Origin of the sequence: Thermosipho sp. 1070 (assembly GCF_001682135.1) — a bacterium.
Taxonomy (GTDB): Bacteria; Thermotogota; Thermotogae; order Thermotogales; family Fervidobacteriaceae; genus Thermosipho; species Thermosipho affectus.
In genome coordinates, this window is record NZ_CP007121.1 from 683,954 (window position 1) to 702,502 (window position 18,549).

General features: G+C 33.6%; 12 protein-coding genes. 3 read left to right on the forward strand and 9 right to left on the reverse strand.

Going from position 1 to position 18,549, the window contains the following annotated elements; all coding sequences use genetic code 11:
* Positions 1 to 70 precede the first annotated feature (70 nt).
* The 5 genes from Y592_RS03385 to Y592_RS03400 form a co-directional block, all read right to left on the reverse strand.
* The gene (locus Y592_RS03385; RefSeq protein ID WP_077287230.1) at positions 71 to 1,498 is read right to left on the reverse strand and encodes a radical SAM/SPASM domain-containing protein; all 1,428 of its coding nucleotides are present in this window, start codon (positions 1,496 to 1,498) and stop codon (positions 71 to 73) included.
* 132 nt (positions 1,499 to 1,630) lie between these two features.
* Complete coding sequence (locus Y592_RS03390) at positions 1,631 to 3,361, reverse strand: ABC transporter ATP-binding protein (RefSeq protein ID WP_077287232.1); 1,731 nt, start codon at positions 3,359 to 3,361, stop codon at positions 1,631 to 1,633.
* A 24-nt stretch (positions 3,362 to 3,385) separates the two neighbouring features.
* Positions 3,386 to 4,663, reverse strand: coding sequence for a radical SAM/SPASM domain-containing protein (locus Y592_RS03395; RefSeq protein WP_077287234.1), 1,278 nt, complete (start codon positions 4,661 to 4,663; stop codon positions 3,386 to 3,388).
* 419 nt (positions 4,664 to 5,082) lie between these two features.
* Positions 5,083 to 5,217 carry a hypothetical protein gene (locus Y592_RS09295; RefSeq protein ID WP_255362951.1) on the reverse strand — a complete coding sequence of 45 codons (135 nt, stop codon included), beginning with the start codon at positions 5,215 to 5,217 and terminating at the stop codon, positions 5,083 to 5,085.
* 1,549 nt (positions 5,218 to 6,766) lie between these two features.
* A complete protein-coding gene (locus Y592_RS03400) occupies positions 6,767 to 7,702 on the reverse strand; it encodes an ABC transporter transmembrane domain-containing protein (protein ID WP_088368859.1) in 936 nt (311 codons plus the stop codon).
* A 313-nt stretch (positions 7,703 to 8,015) separates the two neighbouring features.
* Here Y592_RS03400 and Y592_RS03405 point away from each other — a divergent pair, with 313 nt between their 5' ends.
* The 3 genes from Y592_RS03405 to Y592_RS03415 all read left to right on the forward strand — a co-directional run bounded on the left by Y592_RS03405 (position 8,016) and on the right by Y592_RS03415 (position 12,012).
* Positions 8,016 to 9,389: a hypothetical protein gene (locus Y592_RS03405; RefSeq protein ID WP_075665645.1), complete on the forward strand. Its 1,374-nt coding sequence runs from the start codon at positions 8,016 to 8,018 to the stop codon at positions 9,387 to 9,389.
* Positions 9,390 to 9,475: 86 nt separating this feature from the next.
* Entirely contained in the window at positions 9,476 to 11,473 is a 1,998-nt protein-coding gene (locus tag Y592_RS03410; protein WP_075665646.1) for a methyl-accepting chemotaxis protein, read from the forward strand.
* 65 nt (positions 11,474 to 11,538) lie between these two features.
* The gene (locus tag Y592_RS03415; RefSeq protein ID WP_075665647.1) at positions 11,539 to 12,012 is read left to right on the forward strand and encodes a ferritin-like domain-containing protein; all 474 of its coding nucleotides are present in this window, start codon (positions 11,539 to 11,541) and stop codon (positions 12,010 to 12,012) included.
* On the opposite strand, the gene Y592_RS03420 is transcribed toward Y592_RS03415, so the two are convergent.
* The 4 genes from Y592_RS03420 to Y592_RS03435 all read right to left on the reverse strand — a co-directional run bounded on the left by Y592_RS03420 (position 12,009) and on the right by Y592_RS03435 (position 18,505).
* On the reverse strand, positions 12,009 to 13,133 hold the full coding sequence (locus Y592_RS03420; RefSeq protein ID WP_075665648.1) for an alkaline phosphatase family protein: 1,125 nt from the start codon (positions 13,131 to 13,133) through the stop codon (positions 12,009 to 12,011). The genes Y592_RS03415 and Y592_RS03420 overlap by 4 nt on opposite strands.
* 62 nt (positions 13,134 to 13,195) lie before the next feature.
* A complete protein-coding gene (locus Y592_RS03425; RefSeq protein ID WP_075665649.1) occupies positions 13,196 to 15,577 on the reverse strand; it encodes an ABC transporter permease subunit in 2,382 nt (793 codons plus the stop codon).
* Positions 15,577 to 17,283 carry an ABC transporter permease subunit gene (locus Y592_RS03430; RefSeq protein ID WP_075665650.1) on the reverse strand — a complete coding sequence of 569 codons (1,707 nt, stop codon included), beginning with the start codon at positions 17,281 to 17,283 and terminating at the stop codon, positions 15,577 to 15,579. The genes Y592_RS03425 and Y592_RS03430 overlap by 1 nt, the downstream gene beginning before the upstream one ends.
* Positions 17,284 to 17,332: 49 nt before the next feature.
* The gene (locus Y592_RS03435; RefSeq protein WP_075665651.1) at positions 17,333 to 18,505 is read right to left on the reverse strand and encodes a sugar ABC transporter substrate-binding protein; all 1,173 of its coding nucleotides are present in this window, start codon (positions 18,503 to 18,505) and stop codon (positions 17,333 to 17,335) included.
* Between the last annotated feature and the right edge of the window lie 44 nt (positions 18,506 to 18,549).

Consider the following 18,549-nt stretch of genomic DNA (forward strand, 5'->3'; position numbering starts at 1 on the left):
AATGCAATAGCCAAATAAGACTCATCGCTAATTCATTTTCAACTCTTCAGCAGGCGAATTAATTGTATATCTATATTTTTCTCCATAGTTCATTTTCAAACACTATTCTGACTATATCCCTCCTTTTCTTACAATCTGCAAAATATTTTTCTTTATCTTTTATTATTGTTTCAAAAGTACAAGCATTGCAAAAGTACCTTAAATAACATTTTTTACACTTCCCATGTTGATCTTTATCAGATAATTTACGATAGTTTTTGATGGTTTCTTTAAGTTTTTGCCTTATGGTTTCCACTGGTTCATTTACGTTTGTAATAAGGTATTGACCATTCCCTGCAACTATGTAACATGGATAAACATCCCCAATGGCTGTTACAGCAAAACTTGTAATACCAGCATCGCAAAAATATTTTTTCGGGAAAGATGATATAATCTTATTGACTATTGTCCGAATCCTTATCCTAATATCCTCCGGGTCATTTAAAACTTTTATATTGCCTTTACTTATTTTCGTAAATACCTCGTAAATATCATCATTAATGTAATTTTTAGGAACTTCGAGTTCAGGTTTATCGGTAATCACCGGTTCGATTTTCACGGTATCTATCCCATAATTCATGTGAAAGAACTCTATCAAGACTTCTTCTGTGAACCCCATTTCTAAATGCTTTTTTGTGAATGTTACACCAATCATTTTTGGCTGATTTATTTTACGCAACATCCGTAAATTTTTATCCACGATCTCAAACGAAGGCTTACCACCTTTCATTGGACGTAGCAAATTTTGTATATCTTCCGGTCCATCCATACTCACAAGTATTTCAAAGTTAAAACCCGTATTCTCCATGACCATCTTGATTAAGCAACCTATAATCTCTTCTTCAACGCCAAGCCCTGTGACCACTTCTATAACAGGGAATTTTTTGATAAAACCTTTTTGATGCAGTTCTCTCAGAAGGTAAATGGCGCTTAAAATTCCTCTGATATTTAGAAGTGGTTCTCCGCCGAAGAACTTTATCTTTTCTATAGAATCGTATAGTTTGTAAAAAACTAATATTGACTTTTTTACAACTTCCGCGTTCATCAGATGGTTTTGCCCGTATGTCCCTCCCTTTGCGTAACAATATAAACAATCCATAGTACAGCGTTGGGAAACCAATAAGGTCAACTGGGATAGTCTTTGAGCACTTATATCTTTGATTTTTTCTGCCATTTTTTCTACTTCCTTTATGGTTGTAAATATATCTTTGATTATTTTGTAATTCTCTTTATCTTTGCTTATGTACTCTGTAAACATAGTTTTAAATTTTTCGGCAGATGTATTTAGTAGAAATTCGAAAAAATTTTTGTAATTTTCATCTATCTCATAAATACTTAGTGTAGGTATATGAAATAATATCGCTCTGTTTTGTTTAACGACGGGAAAAAGAATAAAATTCGTCCTCAATCTTTCCAGATTTCTTTGAAAATATTCCATAAATACTCGGGTGTTTTTCATAACTTTCCCTCCTTGATTATGGGGGTTCTGTTAATCAGAAATATTTAAAACCAGCAAGTATAGTATTGAATTAAATAGCCTCTCAAAATTTTTCCCGTACTTTAGCGAAGAAGGTAAGAAACGACTTCATAATTACTGCCTTGCGGTTTCAATTTGCTCAATAAGTTGCCCTTGAATTATCTGCCTATATTCCATGCAGTTTTTAAGCAACTCATCGTGATCTCCCTCGCAAATAATTTCTCCGTTATCCACAACAAAAATCTTATTCGCCTTCTTTATAGTTGATAGCCTATGCGAAACGATTATCAAGGTTGTATTCAGTTCAAGAAGATTTTTGAATATCTCCTCTTCCGTTTTTGAATCAACACCTGATGTGGCTTCATCAAGTATTAGCACCTTCGGTTTTCTTATAACGGCCCTCCCTATTGCTACTCTTTGTCTTTGACCATCCGAAAGTTTCGTACCTCGCTCGCCTACCAGAGTTTCGTAGCCATTTTCAAGTTCATTCACAAATTTATCCACGCACGCTATCTTCACAGCTTCTTTAAATTCTTCTTCACTGAACTCGTCATCCAGAATGATATTTTCCCTAATGCTCATGTTGAACAGGAAATCGTTCTGTCTAACGATAATCACATTTTTCCTAAGGTTCTCCAAAACATATTCCTTTATGTTTTTATCGTTTACCAACACTCTCCCTGATGAAACTTCGTAGAACTTCGGTAAAAGGTTCAATATTGTGCTCTTTCCGCTTCCACTCGTTCCCACTATGGCTACTCTTTCTCTTCCACGAATGATAAAGTTTATATCCTTCAAAACCGGTGAATTGTTGTAGGAGAAAGAGACATTTTCATAAGCAACGGTTTTTACATCGCTTCCTAAAAGCACCTCTCCAGATTTTTCATTCTCCTCTGGGAGTTTATAGATATCGTCTATCCGTCTTAGAATTTGACCAGCACGCTGCAAAGAAACGTAATACTGACTTAAGACTCTAACTGGTGAGTACAACCATCCAACGTATGAGTAAAAACCTATCAAAGTTCCGAGTGTCAATTGCCCCTTCATTATTAAATACCCTCCAAAACCAAGCACCAAAGCTGGTGTCAAACTGGCTATGAATCCAACTACTTCTTCATCGCACCGCGAGAAAAAGCTGTACCTGTTTTTAGCTTTGAACCATTCGTTCACATTTTTTGAAAAAAGATCCTTAAAAAAGCTTATTTTGTTAAGACCCTTGATCGCCCATATACCTTCTATCTTCTCACGAAAACTTTCCGTGAGCTTTGCATACTTCTCCCTTTCTTTTTTCGCTGTTTCTCTGATTTTCCTGTTGAATGCTTTCAAGGAGAAGTAATATACAGGAAGCATAATGAAAGTGACAAGTGCGAGCTTCCAGCAGAAATAAATAAGTACACCACTTACAAGGAACAAAGTAAAGACATTTGAGAATATAACAGCTATAGCTATTCCCAAAACTTCTGCCATTTCTGGAACATCGTTTAAAACCCTTGACATCAAATCTCCCGTGTTAAGATAGGTATGCTTCCACATTGGGACTTTAAGTAGCTTTTCGAAAAGGGCATTTTGTTCATCAACAACCACTCGGTTAGCCGTTTTGTAGTACATGTAATTTCCGATCAAAGTAAACAAATGTTCAATAAAAGTCACGCCAATAAGAGCAGCGATGTAAATTCCAAGAAATTCAAATCTGCTCTTTCCAACGATGTCATCGATCAAAAACCTTATTAGAAAAGGCCTTACAGCACTAAAGAGAAGTATAAAAGGAGATATCAAAAAAAGCGGCAGCTGGTAACGAATGTACTTTCCGGAGTACTTTAGAACAGAAAGCGTATCATCTGTCATTGTACCATCCTCCTTACTTCGCTTTTAAATCCTGTCCAGATAGGACCTCAGAACCTGCGTGACAAAATTACGTTTTTGCACACATTCATCAAAACTTATCCATTGTCCTGTTGAGATGTAGTTTCCCGCGGTGCATTGAGAACACAAATATTCCATAAAACAATCTTCACATTCTTTGTAATGCTTCGAAAAAATCCTTGCGTATTCAAAATGTTTATGTCTCATCTTTTCCTTCAATGTTCCGATATTCTCGTATACCGTTCCAATTTTAAAACCGTCCTTTCCAACTAACATTTGGCAAGGATAAATTTCACCGCTTGCAGTGACTGTAAAATTGGAAATTCCTGCATCACAGAAATAAGTATTTGGCTTCGAGTTAGTAATCCTATCAAAAATTTGTTGGATTTGTTCTTTTATATAAGGATCACACTTTCGAAGTTTAAACAATCGATTCCAAATGCCAAAACTTGATAAACACGTGTCTTGTACAGCTATTTTTGGATCTGTTGACACTACAGGAACGATGAAAATCCTTTCATGAGTTAAATGGTATCTCTTTACTAAAAAATCAATGATATCTTCGGGCTTTACATTAAGATCTTGATGTAATTTGGTATATGTCACTTCAAATGCTTTAGGTTGATTTATATACCTCAACTTTTTGATATTTTCATCAATCAAGTTAAAAGAAGAATAACCATTTTTGAAGGGTCTAGTTAAATTATGAATTTCTGGGGGGCCGTCTATGCTTACAGTTACTACAATATTGCACTCTTTATATCTTGAAATTAAACCTGTTAGCTCTTCGACTACCCGCGGAGGTACCGCCAGGCTTGTTACTATTACGTAGGACGGTTGTTCTCCCAAACGAGTACTAAACCACTTCAAAACATATTCAATTAAACGCAAATTAAGGAGGGGCTCCCCACCAAAGAAATTCACATCTTGTATTCCAATATATAATTTTGTGAATACTTCTAAGGTCTTTGCAGCAATTTTTTCAGTCATTAATGATTCTTTGTCATAGCTTCCCTTAGCTCCATAGCAATACACACATCCTAAATTACAGGTTTGTGAAATCAGTAAATTTAATCGTCTCAACAAAGTATTGGGAAAAACTTGTATTTTCTCGCTGCTTTCAGAGTTCTGTTCAAAGTCCTGGATTAATTCATAAAAATCTTCTATAAGGTTCACAAGAAGCTTTTTTGAAAAGTTCCTTACCGATTTAAAGAATTTCTCCTCACTGTCTGAAGAAATTATCAACTTATAAAACTTGAGATGTTCTGAATTTAATAAAAACATTGAAAGGCTTCTTTTATTGAATAAAATAGCATTTTCATTATTGGCACTCTCAAATATTGTCAGAAACTTCGATAGTTCCCTAAGTTTTTTTCACACCGCAAAGATGTCTTTACGGATAACCGTCCATGACTTTTCCATTAAATCCCTCCTTCAGACTCCACCCAAGCTTAGCTTGGGGGGATCGTTTTCTTAAAACTACCTACAATATTTCACTTTTTCCACAACTACCTAATCCGCACCCACAACCCAGTACTTGCTGATTCTTTTTGGAGCTGTTAAGTTTCTTCATCCTCTTCCCCTCCTTTCCTCTTATTTCCCGCCGGCGGGAAGCTGCAAGATAACACCTACCCATCCACATACTGCTCAATCACAGGGTTTTGGCTATGTGTACCGTCACCTGTGTGGTAAAATAAAATAAATCACTCATCAACACTCTGAGATACAACGGGTGGTGTGCTTTCGGTTTGGCTATCTGAATCTGTCTTGTCACCAAATGTAATTACTGATAAAAAAAGGAGCATCAGTATTAATACAAGTCCTACAATCTTTCTCATATTCTCACCCCTGTTGAGAGGATAACATGTTCCATGTGATTTTTCAAATTTATGCGTTTCGAAATTCTTTTTTCATGCGGGTTCTAGAACGTAAATTTGTATGATTTTTTAAGATGTAGATTTTCAATGTATAACAGAAACAAGGGATTTGAAAACATGAAAAAAACACCTGATATGTTCATACCTGTTTTCGAATACGGAGCATTTGCAAGGCCATTTATAGTTCAAATGATCAACATGAAATTACCTAAAGCTGTAAAATATTCCGCTGTATCGCTGCTGTATACGTGGGAAGGAAAGTACAGCCAAGCAATTCAGTATGTAAACAAAGCTATTAGATTTTGTAATAGCGAAAGTATGAGATTTTTCCTTCTTGCGAGGAAACTATCGTGCAAGTCCAAGCTTGGAGAATTTGACCCGCAACTCTATAGATGTTTAAAATCAAATTTAAACAAGGTAAGCGGAAAGGTACGGGAAGAGATAGAAATGTTACTCATAAATGTCAAAGCTAGATATGAAAAAAAGTCAGTATCTGAACCGAGAATTTGGGGAAGTAACAAGACTTCTTCTGCCTTTGTATTTTACTATCTTGGAAAAGCGCGGAATAGTGTAGCTAAAAATGATGTACCTCATGCGGTGCATCATTACATCCAAGCATATAAACTATCCAAAACTATCCCACACCCATCTGGTGTCGTTAGTTCTCTCAACGATCTTGCGTGGGATATAAAAAACATCCACCCACTCTGGGCTTATTCCATTTCACAAAAAGCGGTATACTGGCTTGGATACTATCGTGAGACATCAGGCAATTTGTTCGGTGCCCTCGATACCCTGTTCGTGATTGAAAAAAAGATCAACACGTTTTCCATTTACAGAACATCAAAGGTTATACGTTCGTTAGGAGTTTCAAAGAAATACGAAAAACTTTTGAAAGAAGTGGAGAGATACATCCCAAAATTCAACGTGTCAATCTACGCAAACACAAAAGATTTAAGGAGATTCATACGCAAAATCGTAGGGTTGTGCAGGGGAGAGAAGATATCGGCTGGGAGGATATCGGAGATAATAACCGGGAAGACGAAGAGGATCAGAGGCAACACGTTGAAAAAAATAATAGAAGGGAAGGAAGTAGAAAATTTAGAAGTTCCATATCCTGTATATAACGAACGGATAAAGCTGAAGGTAGAAGAGCGGTTTGAAAAAGCACTGGAGGAGTTAAAACAGCTTACACTTTCTGAAAGAAAACGGCTTTTCATATCGACGTACATAGCACAGGTTGAGAGAGAGAAGTTCTACCTTTCAAGAAAGGACAAACTCAAAAAATCTTACAAACTTCTTGAGAATGTTGAGGAATTTGGGAAGTATATGGCAAGAAGATACAAAACTATGGAATTCGTGGTGGACATGGTGGAAGCGCACCCTTATGTGGAAGGACGGAAAACAGCGGTGAGAAAAGCGGTGGACAGGATGGGAGTAAAGAAGCTGGGGGAATTTATCCGGAGATACATAGAACTTGACGAGTACGACAGGAAGTTACTGGACAGGTTTATGAGAAATTACGGCAGGTACGATGGGATAAGGTTTGGAATGAGGGTGAATGGGTCTGAGGTAGTGAGGGGTTTTGCGAAGAAGTACCGGTTGGAGATACAACCGACGCTTTTAGCATACTGGTGTGAAGACGACAAAAGGGTGAGGGGGAGACTGGAGAGGATTTTGAATTCATTCTTTTAATTACGTTATAAAAACCGAAATAACTAAAATTAAACCAAAATTGCGAATAGTACTTAAGGAAATAGTTAAATAACTCTTCTAAAGTTCTCCTATGCTTTAATGTTGCAATGTCAAATATAAAACTAAAAGTTCTCATAACTTTGAATGATTTAAGAACACTTGTTAGAAAACTTGTATAAATTCCTTCTTTTTCCCTTTCAAGTGCTGTTTTTTTCCTAACTTTTTGACTTACAACATTCGCTAAATACATTAACGGAGGAATAATAATAAACAACACCAATGAAGCTCTCCAGGAAATAAAAAACATCGCAAGTAATAATGCCACTTCTGATACAATCATTGAAACTATATTTATTGTCATCCTAATCATTGGAACAACACCTTCATTAACATCTTTGTGAATGGAATTTATAAAATAACCCGCACCTTTTTTGGTAAATTCTTTTAAATCATAATTAAAAGTCTTTTTTAAAAGTTCAGATTCAAGATTTAATACTACTTTATTTTCATACCTTTTTTTCCAAAGATTATTTATATAAAACAATAGTACAAATATCAGACCAAGTGCAAGATATACCACACTTAAAAGTACAAATTTTTGAAAATTAAGCTTTAATACAGCCTCATCAAATAACCACTTTACCATTAATGGTTGAATCAATCCTTCAAAGAAACTTAAAATACTTGAAAAAATAAGAAGTAAGATAAATTCAAATCTCTTTGTCTTTAAAAATTCCCAATAAATTTTCATGAAACCCCTCCTCCATATAAACTCTTTAATCTAATTCTAACTTAACAGAACATATTATTTATGTTATAATGGTAATAACTATAATTGTTATATTGTTTTTAAGTGATTTTATTGACAAATTTTTAAAATATGGTATAATATAATATAGGATAAAAAAATAGAATGTATAAAAGACCCTACTGGGTCTTTTTTTTATAAAAAACAAAATATTTCAGAGAAATTCCCTTATTACCTTTTCGCATCATAAAAATATATAATCAAAAGGATTTAAAATAATAAACTTCTCATAAACATTACCAAAGGGGGGAATATTATGAAGAGGTTTATTATTTTTTTACTTTTTGTATTAACAATATTCATGGTCTCATGTACAAAAATACAAAACACGCCAGCTTCTTATGAAAATCCTTCGTATAAAATTTCAGAGATTTTTAATCAGAAATTAGGATTTAATTATACTTATCAAAAAGCATCTTTAGATAACGATTCAAAAAAGTTATTCATTTCATTAAAAGATGAAGATGAAAAAAAACTACTTCTTTATGAGTACCTCTTAAAGAGCACACCAAGTGAATCAACTTTAACTAATCTTAGAAATATCCCCTATACGTCAGACTCAAATATTCTTGCACTTGGCGCTGTAAATGGGAATCCTTGGTTTATATATACTACTATCACAATTCAAGGAAAATACCTCACATTTTCCTATTATAATTCTAATGGATGGCATAACGTAGATTTACTTTCAGCATGTAATCTAACATCCCCGTACAAATATTTATTTGACATCTTTTACAACCAAAACACTGTACTTTTAAGTTTTTACAACGAAAAAAAATATTGTGTAATAAAAATTTCAGAAAATGCATATAATATAAATTGCTATAATATCCCCACCCCAAAAGACAATATAGAAATATATTTGACGTTAGATGCCTACTTTTACGAAAATAACGTATATATCCTACAATCGTATACGTATAATTATTATTCACTAATATCAATAGATGTTATTCCTAGAATAGTCGCCTTTTTTAAAAGAGAAGAAAGCGAAGCAATATCCAACAGTATCCTCAAAAGTCAAGATTATTTGTATATAACATCTTACAAAGATAAAAATCTTGTCCTTTACAAAGCAAATTTAACAACCAACACCCTTGCAAGTTCAACTATAAACATACCCATACCAGATTGGGCATATCCAACTGGGAGTGACATTCTCTTGGAAAATTCAGGAAAAATATGGAACTTTTTTGAAGTTATATATGAAAATGTTGTTCTTAGCACAAGCAAAAGTATCTTCTACACAATATATGATCCAAAAACTAAAGAAACTACCTCAGCTACTCCGGCAATTATGTGGTATTCAACATATTGGGTGGAGTACCAAGATTATGACTTTCACACATGCGGATACGGTATAGACAGTGAACAAAATGTTTGGTTCCACATACTTGGCCAAGATTTATCTTTTTCGCCTCACCGTGAAAACTCCAATATTGCGGTTTATAGCAGCAATGGTAATAGGATAGCAACTTTGCCTCCAGAAGCTGTAGCTTTCCAACCTGGAAATACCTTTGAGTATTTTACACTGCTTGATGGGGATTTTAAAAACACCGCAATATTACTTTTTAAAGATCAAAATGAAATGCAAAATATAAGCTTTTTAAAACTTTTGAAAGAATAAACAAAGGCTCATATTGAGCCTTTGTTTTTTTTTTCAAATTTGTGTTAAAATTAAAGTGAATAGGTATATTTTCCGGAGGTGGTTAAATGAAACTACAATTTAAACTCATACTATCCTTAGTATTGGTAGCAATAATTGCTACGGTAACAAGTGTTTCAATTTCATCATATCTTGCCTTCAAAAACGTTTCAAAAAGCGCAAGTACTATAAACAAACTCATCCTTACCTCGATCTCCAAAGACGTACATGCAGAACTAGAAAACATTATCGATCCAATTTACAAGTATGCAACGGAAGGATCACTTGCTCCATATTTGATGAATATAACAAGTGATTTAGGAAAAAGACAACTTGCATGGGGAATTAGAAACGCAAAAAATACATTAAAAAATGAAGGTTTCATTCAGACATTTATCGTATTAGAAACAGGTGAAGTACTTGATGAGACAGGTGAGTTATCAATTAATTTTCCAGAGAAGTTAAAAGATATAATTGACAAGATAAAAAACAAGGAAAAAGAATATGACATATACATACCATTTGAATACAATTCTACAAGCACCATAGCAGTTGCTGTACCAGTAAAAGACTTCAGTGATAACGTAGTTGCGGTATTAGTTGGATTATATCCACAAAGCATACTACAAGATATGATAAAAGGGGCAAAGATAGGAGAAAATGGAATAGTAAGTATAATATACGACACGTTAGTGGTGGCACATCCAGATGAAAGTAAAATAAACGAACTAGACATAGCAAAGGAAAAAGGGCTTGAGAAGCTAAAAGAAGAACTCTTATCAAAAGACAAAGGGAGTGTAAGGTATAAATACAATGGATATGAAAAATTTGCAAGCTTTATAAAGATAGATGATTTACCGTTGAAAGTAATGGCTACAATAAATTACTCGGAAGTGATAAAGGAAGCGAAAAATATAGTAAATCTAGGGATACTAACGGGAATAATAGTTGCATTAATAGCAGCGATAATAGCATACTTTGTATCGAAATCAATAAGTAAACCAATAATAGAGATAAGTGAAATAGCAAAGAGAGTATCGGAAAAAGACTTAACGGTAGAGATAAAAGAAAGAAAAGGGAAAGATGAGATAAGTCAACTAACAAATGCGTTTAAGATATTGGTGGATAATTTCAAGCAAACGGTAGGAGAAGTAATGAAACTAAACTCACAAGTATACTCAGTATCACAGTTATTGGACAACCTAGTAGAAGACACAGAAAGAGCAGCAAAAGATGCAACAGAAACGGTAAACAAAGCGACATATGAATTACAAGAAGTAGTATCGGCGACAGAAGAGGCAAACAGTGGAATGGAAGAGATAGCATCAGGCGCGCAAAACATAGCAAACTATGCGGAGAATTTGGCAAGGAAAGCAGAAGAGATGAAAGAGAAGGCAACAGACTCATCAGGAAGAGTAAAAGAACTAAAAGAAGTAATAATGAAAGTAAACGAAACGATGAAGGAGACAGAAAAATCGGTACGTGAGATGGAAGAATCATCAAATATGATAGGGGAAATAGTAGGAACAATATCAAACATAGCGGAACAGACGAATTTACTAGCGCTTAATGCAGCAATAGAAGCGGCAAGAGCAGGAGAAGCAGGAAGGGGATTTGCAGTAGTTGCGGATGAAATAAGGAAACTAGCCGAAGAAAGTAAAAGTCAAACACAAAAGATAGCAGAAGTATTAAATGCAATAAAGGATCAAGCGGTAAACGTGGCAAAATACACAGAAGAAGTAGGGGAAAAGATAGAAGATTCAGTAGAATCATCGGAGAAAGTAAGTGAATCAATAGTGGAATTATTGGAAAAGATAGAAGACATATACGGAATGACAAATGACTTGGCAGCGACATCAGAAGAACAAAGTGGAGCATCAGAAGAAGTAAGTGCGGCAATAGATAGGGTAACAAAGACGTTGATGGAAGTGGAAGAAGAAATAAAACACATGGCAGAACAAGTGGAAAATCAAGCAAAACAAGCATCAGAAGTAAAAATATATTCAGATGATTTAAATAACGCTGTAGAAGGTCTAAATCAATACTTATCAAATTTTAAATTATAATATGTAAGTCATATATAAGGTGTTTCCTCTTAGGAAACACCTTTTTAAAAAGGAGGTGTTTTTAAATGACAACAAGTGAATTGTTGGGAGTTGCTCTAAAAATTGAAGGTGCGGGATATTCATACTATACAAAACTATCAAATATTTCTTCTGGAAAATTAAAAGAGTTATTTTTAGAACTTGCTAACGAGGAAAGGGAACATGCAAAAATATTTGAAGATATATTAAAAGAACATGAAGATGAAAACCTAAATTTAAACGAAGAGGAAATCGGATATTTAAAAGCTTTTGCAGATGATATTATATTTCCAAAATTAAATATCGACAAGATTCCACAAAGTATAAAGGAAGCTTTAAAACTTGCAATAGAAGTTGAAAAAGATTCTATTATATTCTACAATGATATAAAAATGCTCATTTTAAATAACGATGCACTGGAAAAAATTATTGAAGAAGAAAAAAAGCACATGAAAAAGCTAACTCTAAAATTAAATGAAAACGATACATTTGATATGTACAGTGAAGGTAGTAAGATTTAGATTATAATTAGTGGTACAAAGAGTTCTTCGTAAGAAAGAGAACCATGCATTCCCTTGAGTTTTTGTTCTCCGCCTGTGTAGGTATAAGTAAACGAATAGTTATCTTTACAAATAAGCACATAATCTCCTATCCGGTGCACCGTTTCAGGGTGCGCCTTTCCTATACCAAAATATCCTTCCATTAAACACTCTTTAGATGGATAGATTTCAAATTTTCCAGAGTATTTTTCCTCCATATATTCTAGAAACCTTTCCTTTTTATTTTTTTGTACATAAAAATACATCATCCTCATCTCACCTGCTGGTGGAATCTTTAGGAATTTTAATAATTCACTCCCCATAAACTTATTTTTTTCATTTGGTGTGGTAATCATACCATGATCAGCCAATATAAATATTCTTGTTTTCTTGTCTGCATTTAATTTTTTAAACCATTCTAATATATACTTTGCCTCATATTCATATGAATCACTATCTGGTCCCATCTTGTGGCCTATCCCATCTATAGTTCCATAATATGTAAATAAAATTCCCTTAAAATCTTTTCTTAACATTCTTTCCAACTTTACAAGCATATCTAGTGTGGAATAATAAGTTAACACATTGGCGTTATTTTGTATGAGAAAAGAAAGCCCGGAATTTGCAATATTTTGAGCGGTAAGCACTCCACCATATAAACCTTCTTTTTTTAAAAGTTGAAAAACGTTTGGAAGTCTTTTGATATTTTTCTTTACAAGGGTTGCAAAACTATTTTCACTCATCCCTGGAAAACTAAAATCTATCATATTAACCAATGTTCCTATTTCACGTAAAAATTGGACGTATCCTAAAAGACCATGTTCTTTTGGTGTAAGCCCGGTCATAATACTCGTAACAGCTGCAACTGTTGTAGTGGGGAAAACACTACTTAATCTTGTGTAATTTTCAAAAATTACACCTAATTCTTTAAATTTTTTAAAACCCAAACTATCCAATATAACTACTATAATCTTTTCTTTTTTTTCAAGAAATGGGAAAAGATATTCCTCCATTTCCTTAAATTCATGATATGGAGAAACACCAAAGTGTTTCAATAAGACATTTACAAAAGACACAATACTCTTTTCATATACGGGTTTCATATACCTACCTCCAAAAAACAAATCCCCGGCTTTATTTTTCAAAAAACCGGGGATAATTTCAACTATCCTTTTACCGAACCCTTTGTCAAACCACCAACAAGATACTTTTGCATCGAAAGGAAGAGTATTACCATTGGGAGCATTCCTACAAGTGCCGCAGCTGAGAAAAGTCCCCATTCAGTCTCAAATGGCCCTGTTGAGAATGTCCAAAGTCCTACCGCATAAGTGTACTTTTCTACATCCTGGAGAATTATTTTTGCCAAAACAAATTCGTTAAATGTTCCCATAAAGGTTAATATTACCACAACAGACAATATAGGAGATGCAAGTGGAATAACTATTCTCCAAAATGTCTGCCACCTTGTAGCACCATCAATCATTGCCGCTTCTTCAAGAGAACTTGGAATTGTATCATAAAATCCCTTTATCAAATACATATTAAACGCTATATTCCCAAGATACACAAAGATCAATCCACCCAATGTATTTAATCCAAGCCATGGAATATACCTTCCTAAGAAGCTTAAAAATCCATACAGTGCAATCATATACATAATAGCTGGGAACATCTGAATTAATAACAACGACATTATACCGTATTTCCTTCCCTTAAACCTCATTCTACTGAACGGATAAGCGGCCAATGCATTTACAAATGTGGTAATTATTGAAACAAGTCCTGCAACTACAACACTATTAAATATCCATTTCCAAAGATAATGTCTTTGCTTCTGTTTCCATATTTGATCAAATCTAAAAAGTCTTTTATCAATTTCCTTAAATTTTACATTTAACCCTTCAACGGGAAATTTATCAACCAAGTCAGCCGCAGCTTTTGAAGCAATACTCATACTAGATGCTATATTAGATGGATATTTTGATTGTACTTCTGTAAAAAGTTGAGAAAGAGATAATATTCTAATTTTAACACCATTTTTTGCAGAATAAATTGCATTCTCTCCTGTTTTTTTAATAGACTTGACATAATTATCAAAATTATCGATAAATACTTTAACATCTTTTGAAAACTTTCCATACCTCTTGATTAAATCCCTGTAATCATCAATCCATTCCAACTTTCTTAATTCACCTCTTACACTACTTTTTAACTCATTGTTTGAAACATAACTTAAAAATCCATTTATACTTTTTCTAAAAGACTTTAAAGCTATGTATAGTTTATTAATATCCTTCGGAAGGCTATACTTTGATACCTTACTTTCAAATCTTTCGATATCTTTAAATAATTTATCAGATAATATGTATGCCTTTGCATCTAAAAGTTGCATTTCTACATCGGCAAGTTTAACTTTTAAGTCTTCATATTCTTTTCTTTTACTTTCTAGTCTATTTGAAAGAAGCAAATATTCATTTGAAGTTTCTAAATAGTCTTTTTCAATAATTGCAAAATTTTCAAGCACATTTTTTGCTTCATTTAACTGTTTAAAAGATTTCATGTTAAATTGGTTAATAATAGACAAAAAATCACCATAGCTTGTGACATTTTTTTGGTTATAGTTTTCCCACAAAGTTTTTACCTTAAGTGCATTGTTTAATAATTCATCAATTAAGTCTTTAAATTTATCCTTTAGTTGTATCTTTGAAATGTTCTTTATTACATCAAAAACTTTCAAGTATTGTGAAAATTCATCACTTTCTGTGATAAAAGTACTGATATTTGAAGGATTTTCCAATATCTCGTATGCTGCCATTAGTGTTCTATTAAAACTTTCCATTTGTGGAATAATTGAACTTTCAATTATAGGCTTCAATCTTTCATATTCAACTTTTTGATTATCCATTTTTTTCTTTAAAATATTAATTTGTGACTCAATACTTTTTATCTCGCTTTCTTTTTTTGAAACATCCTCTTTTAAAGATTTTACTTCCTTCATCCACATTTCTTTGTATTTTTGATCTATGTCTATATTTTTTATCTTCCCCTCATCCAAAAGATCAAGCATCGCAAAAGAAAACATCTTTTCAGAAGGCTTTTCAATATCTATTTTGTCTTTAATCTTACTTGAAGTGTCTAAAATCGTTTGGATAATATCTCTTGATTTTTCTTTCACAAAACTTTGGATTTCACCAAATTTTTTATCCGTAATATCAACCAATTTTCTAGACTCTTTTGAATAACCTTCTAACCTTTTTATATCCTCATTGAATTTTTCCACCAAAAATTCTACTGGCTTTTCATCATATGGTCTTGAATTGGTGGTAATGGATTCTATGTCACTTAATAACCTTAAAACATTTTCTTCTGGAAATAAAAGGTCCCTGTAATTTTGCAAACTCATCCTAGAAGAAAACAATTTTGAAGAAAAAGCAGCATTATCCCTCCTCAGTGAGGTTGAAACAACCCACACCACGGGAAATAATATACCAACAATCAAGATTATTAAAATTATATGAACCAACCAATTGCCCTTTTTTACAACCATTATCTATTCACCTCTTCAAAAGAACCTGATATTCTAAAGTTAACAAAACTAATGCCCGCCACTATAAAGAATATCAGTATGGATATTGCACTTGCAAAGCCAAAATCTTGTCCTCTTCCTGCTTCAAATGCAAGTTTGTAGGTATAAGATATCAAGATATCTGTAGCACCTGCAGGTGTACTAGTGTTTGGAATAGCAGGCCCACCTGAAGTCAATAGGTATATGTTAACAAAGTTGTTGAAATTAAAGGCAAAACTTCCCACAAGCAATGGTGCAATAGTCGTCATTAAAAGTGGAAAAGTAATCTTCCAAAACCTTTTAGACTTAGACGCACCATCTATTGAAGCGGCTTCATATAACTCTTCTGGAATACTCTGCAATGCACCTAAACTCACCGTCATCATATACGGAAAGCCAAGCCATGTGTTAACTATTAACACAGAAACCTTCGCCCAGAATGGATTGGTCATCCATTTAATAGATTCTTTGTTAAACAAGCCATTTACAACAAATCTATTCAAAACTCCATACGTTTCGTTGAAAAATCCATTCTTCCAAATCAAAACGGAAATAAACGCGGGAATAGCCCATGGAATAATAAGTAAAGTTCTATACAGGGTTCTTCCTTTCAAAGTATTGTTATTCAAAACCAAGGCAAAAATAAGTCCTATTGCAAATGTAAATACCACACTAAGTGCCGCATATGTAAAATTCCACAAAAAGATCTTTGTAAATGGTCCTGAAATTGTTGGATCTGTAAATATTTTTGTGAAATTTTCCCCACCCAAGTAAGAAATATACCCCAAAATGGGAACTTTATCACCGTTTTCATCAAAATCATAAAAAGTACCATCTTCTTCCAAAAGTGGTCTATTAGTCAAATCGTTAATAAGCGTTGCTTTCACAACAGTTTTTCCATTTTCTACCACTTCTGAAAGCGCCATTCTATAAAGGTGCTTGATTTCAACTAACTTTAAAGTTCCATCGTTACTAAACCTCAAAGATAGGCGTTCCCTTCTATTATTTACAATTTCAACTTTACTTAATATAGGAAATGCAATTTTCGATTTAAAAAAAACTTCATTAATAGCCGTCTCTTTATCAACAGGTGAATAAAAATAATTGTACGTTTTATCCCCGTCCATTATCGTAATTATTTTTCCATTTTCCTTCATAACTTCGTACTTTTCAAGTGGTATTAAATGTGCTTCACCTAAAATCATCTTTCCCGCTTGCATTCTAATGGGCTTTATATTTCCAACAACATATTTTTCTCCGTTTTTATCGTAAACCAACATCTTAAAATCTCCCGTAGGATTAATTCCCTCGTATCTAACAAAAATTTCGTAAATGTAATTTTTCCCTTCATCGGGTACATACGTATAAACCGGATCCGTTAAAAGCCTATCGATTACCTCTTGACGAGTCATTATATGACCTGTTCCATAATTGGTAAAGGCCGTTTTAATTGTAAAAGCAATAGGGTACAATACCAAGATAAAAAGTAAAATAACGGCAGGAATCATATATCTATATGGATACGCACCTTTACTGAAAATAAAATAGTCAATTAAAAATACCAAAACAAAAAAAGTAATGGAAAGTTCATAAAAACCTCTGGAAAATAAAAATAATGCTCCCCAGATAGAAAAAGCATTAAACAAAGCTAGAAATACATACCCTATAAATTTCCAAAACCTAATCATTTCATCTCCTCCCGATAAAAATGGGGGGCTACTCCCCCCTAAATATTTTTTACTTAATTCCAGCTAAAATCGTATCAACAGCTTCTTTCAAAGCTTGTTCTACTGGTATTCCTTGGTCAAGTACCTTTGAAAGTGCATCTCCCATTGCTCCCCATACGCCTGCCATTTCAGGGACATTTGGCATTGGAAGCCCATAATTTCCAAGGAATTCTGCAAATGCCTTTGTTACGTCATCAACCATTGGCAATACGTCTTTTCTAGATGGTACCCTTGGATCTGCAAGATAAATTCTGTACATTACATCCTTTGTTGAAATGAATTTTGTCAAGAATTCAATTGCATAAAGTTTGTTTGGGGATTTTGCATTTACCATAAATCCCTGTGCACCAAAGAATGGCTTTGGTTTCACACCTGGTTCAAGTTCAGGAATTGGGGCAACTCCAAAGTCTATACCTGCTTCTTTCCATCCAGGTACTGCCCAAGGTCCATTAATAATCATAGCCGCTTGTCCATCTTTAAACATATTGTCCATAACATTGTAATTGTCACCTGATTCAAGAAGCCCTTCATCAACTAATCTCTTTATCAAAGACAATCCTTTTACTGCTCCTTCATTTGCAAGACCTATATCTTTTACATTTATTTTTCCATCTTTTTCACCAAATACATATCCTCCAAAGCCAAAGATTGCATAACTACTAAAGTAAAAGTTCTTGAAATCGTAAACTAATCCCCTTACTTCTCCTTCATATTCTTCTTGAATTTGCTTTGCAACCTTGATTAATTCATCAAATGTTTTTGGTGGATTTTCAACGTAATCTTTGTTGTAAATCAAAGCAGGTCCATCAAAAGCATATGGAATACCATAAAGCTTTCCGTTATAAGTAAATGCTTTAAGTGGAGTGGGTAAATACTTGTCTTTTTCCGGAAGAACTGGAATTGGTTCAATAAGACCATTTGCTGCAAGTTCTCCAACCCAGTCATGTGCACCAACAATAATATCAGCACCTTCACCAGCTGGGGCTGCTGTTAAAAATTTGGATTTTATATCGTTAAAGTTAACTTGCACAACTTCTACGTCAATTCCGTAAATAGATTTAAACTCATCACCTAATTTCGTAAGAATAGGTGCTTGTGCCTCAGATGTCCAAATGGTAATTTTTACTGCAAATACACTGAAAACCATCAGAATCATTAAAAGAGATACTAATAACTTTTTCATACACTTTCCCCTCCTTTTTTAAAATACTCCAAGATTATTTTACT

Bases quoted from the DNA above. Each gene is read 5' to 3' on its own strand.
- Y592_RS03385 (WP_077287230.1), bottom strand. From the start codon at position 1,498: ATGAAAAACACCCGAGTATTTATGGAATATTTTCAAAGAAATCTGGAA.
- Y592_RS03390 (WP_077287232.1), bottom strand. From the start codon at position 3,361: ATGACAGATGATACGCTTTCTGTTCTAAAGTACTCCGGAAAGTACATT.
- Y592_RS03395 (WP_077287234.1), bottom strand. From the start codon at position 4,663: ATGTTTTTATTAAATTCAGAACATCTCAAGTTTTATAAGTTGATAATT.
- Y592_RS09295 (WP_255362951.1), bottom strand. From the start codon at position 5,217: ATGAGAAAGATTGTAGGACTTGTATTAATACTGATGCTCCTTTTTTTA.
- Y592_RS03400 (WP_088368859.1), bottom strand. From the start codon at position 7,702: ATGAAAATTTATTGGGAATTTTTAAAGACAAAGAGATTTGAATTTATC.
- Y592_RS03405 (WP_075665645.1), top strand. From the start codon at position 8,016: ATGAAGAGGTTTATTATTTTTTTACTTTTTGTATTAACAATATTCATG.
- Y592_RS03410 (WP_075665646.1), top strand. From the start codon at position 9,476: ATGAAACTACAATTTAAACTCATACTATCCTTAGTATTGGTAGCAATA.
- Y592_RS03415 (WP_075665647.1), top strand. From the start codon at position 11,539: ATGACAACAAGTGAATTGTTGGGAGTTGCTCTAAAAATTGAAGGTGCG.
- Y592_RS03420 (WP_075665648.1), bottom strand. From the start codon at position 13,133: ATGAAACCCGTATATGAAAAGAGTATTGTGTCTTTTGTAAATGTCTTA.
- Y592_RS03425 (WP_075665649.1), bottom strand. From the start codon at position 15,577: ATGGTTGTAAAAAAGGGCAATTGGTTGGTTCATATAATTTTAATAATC.
- Y592_RS03430 (WP_075665650.1), bottom strand. From the start codon at position 17,283: ATGATTAGGTTTTGGAAATTTATAGGGTATGTATTTCTAGCTTTGTTT.
- Y592_RS03435 (WP_075665651.1), bottom strand. From the start codon at position 18,505: ATGAAAAAGTTATTAGTATCTCTTTTAATGATTCTGATGGTTTTCAGT.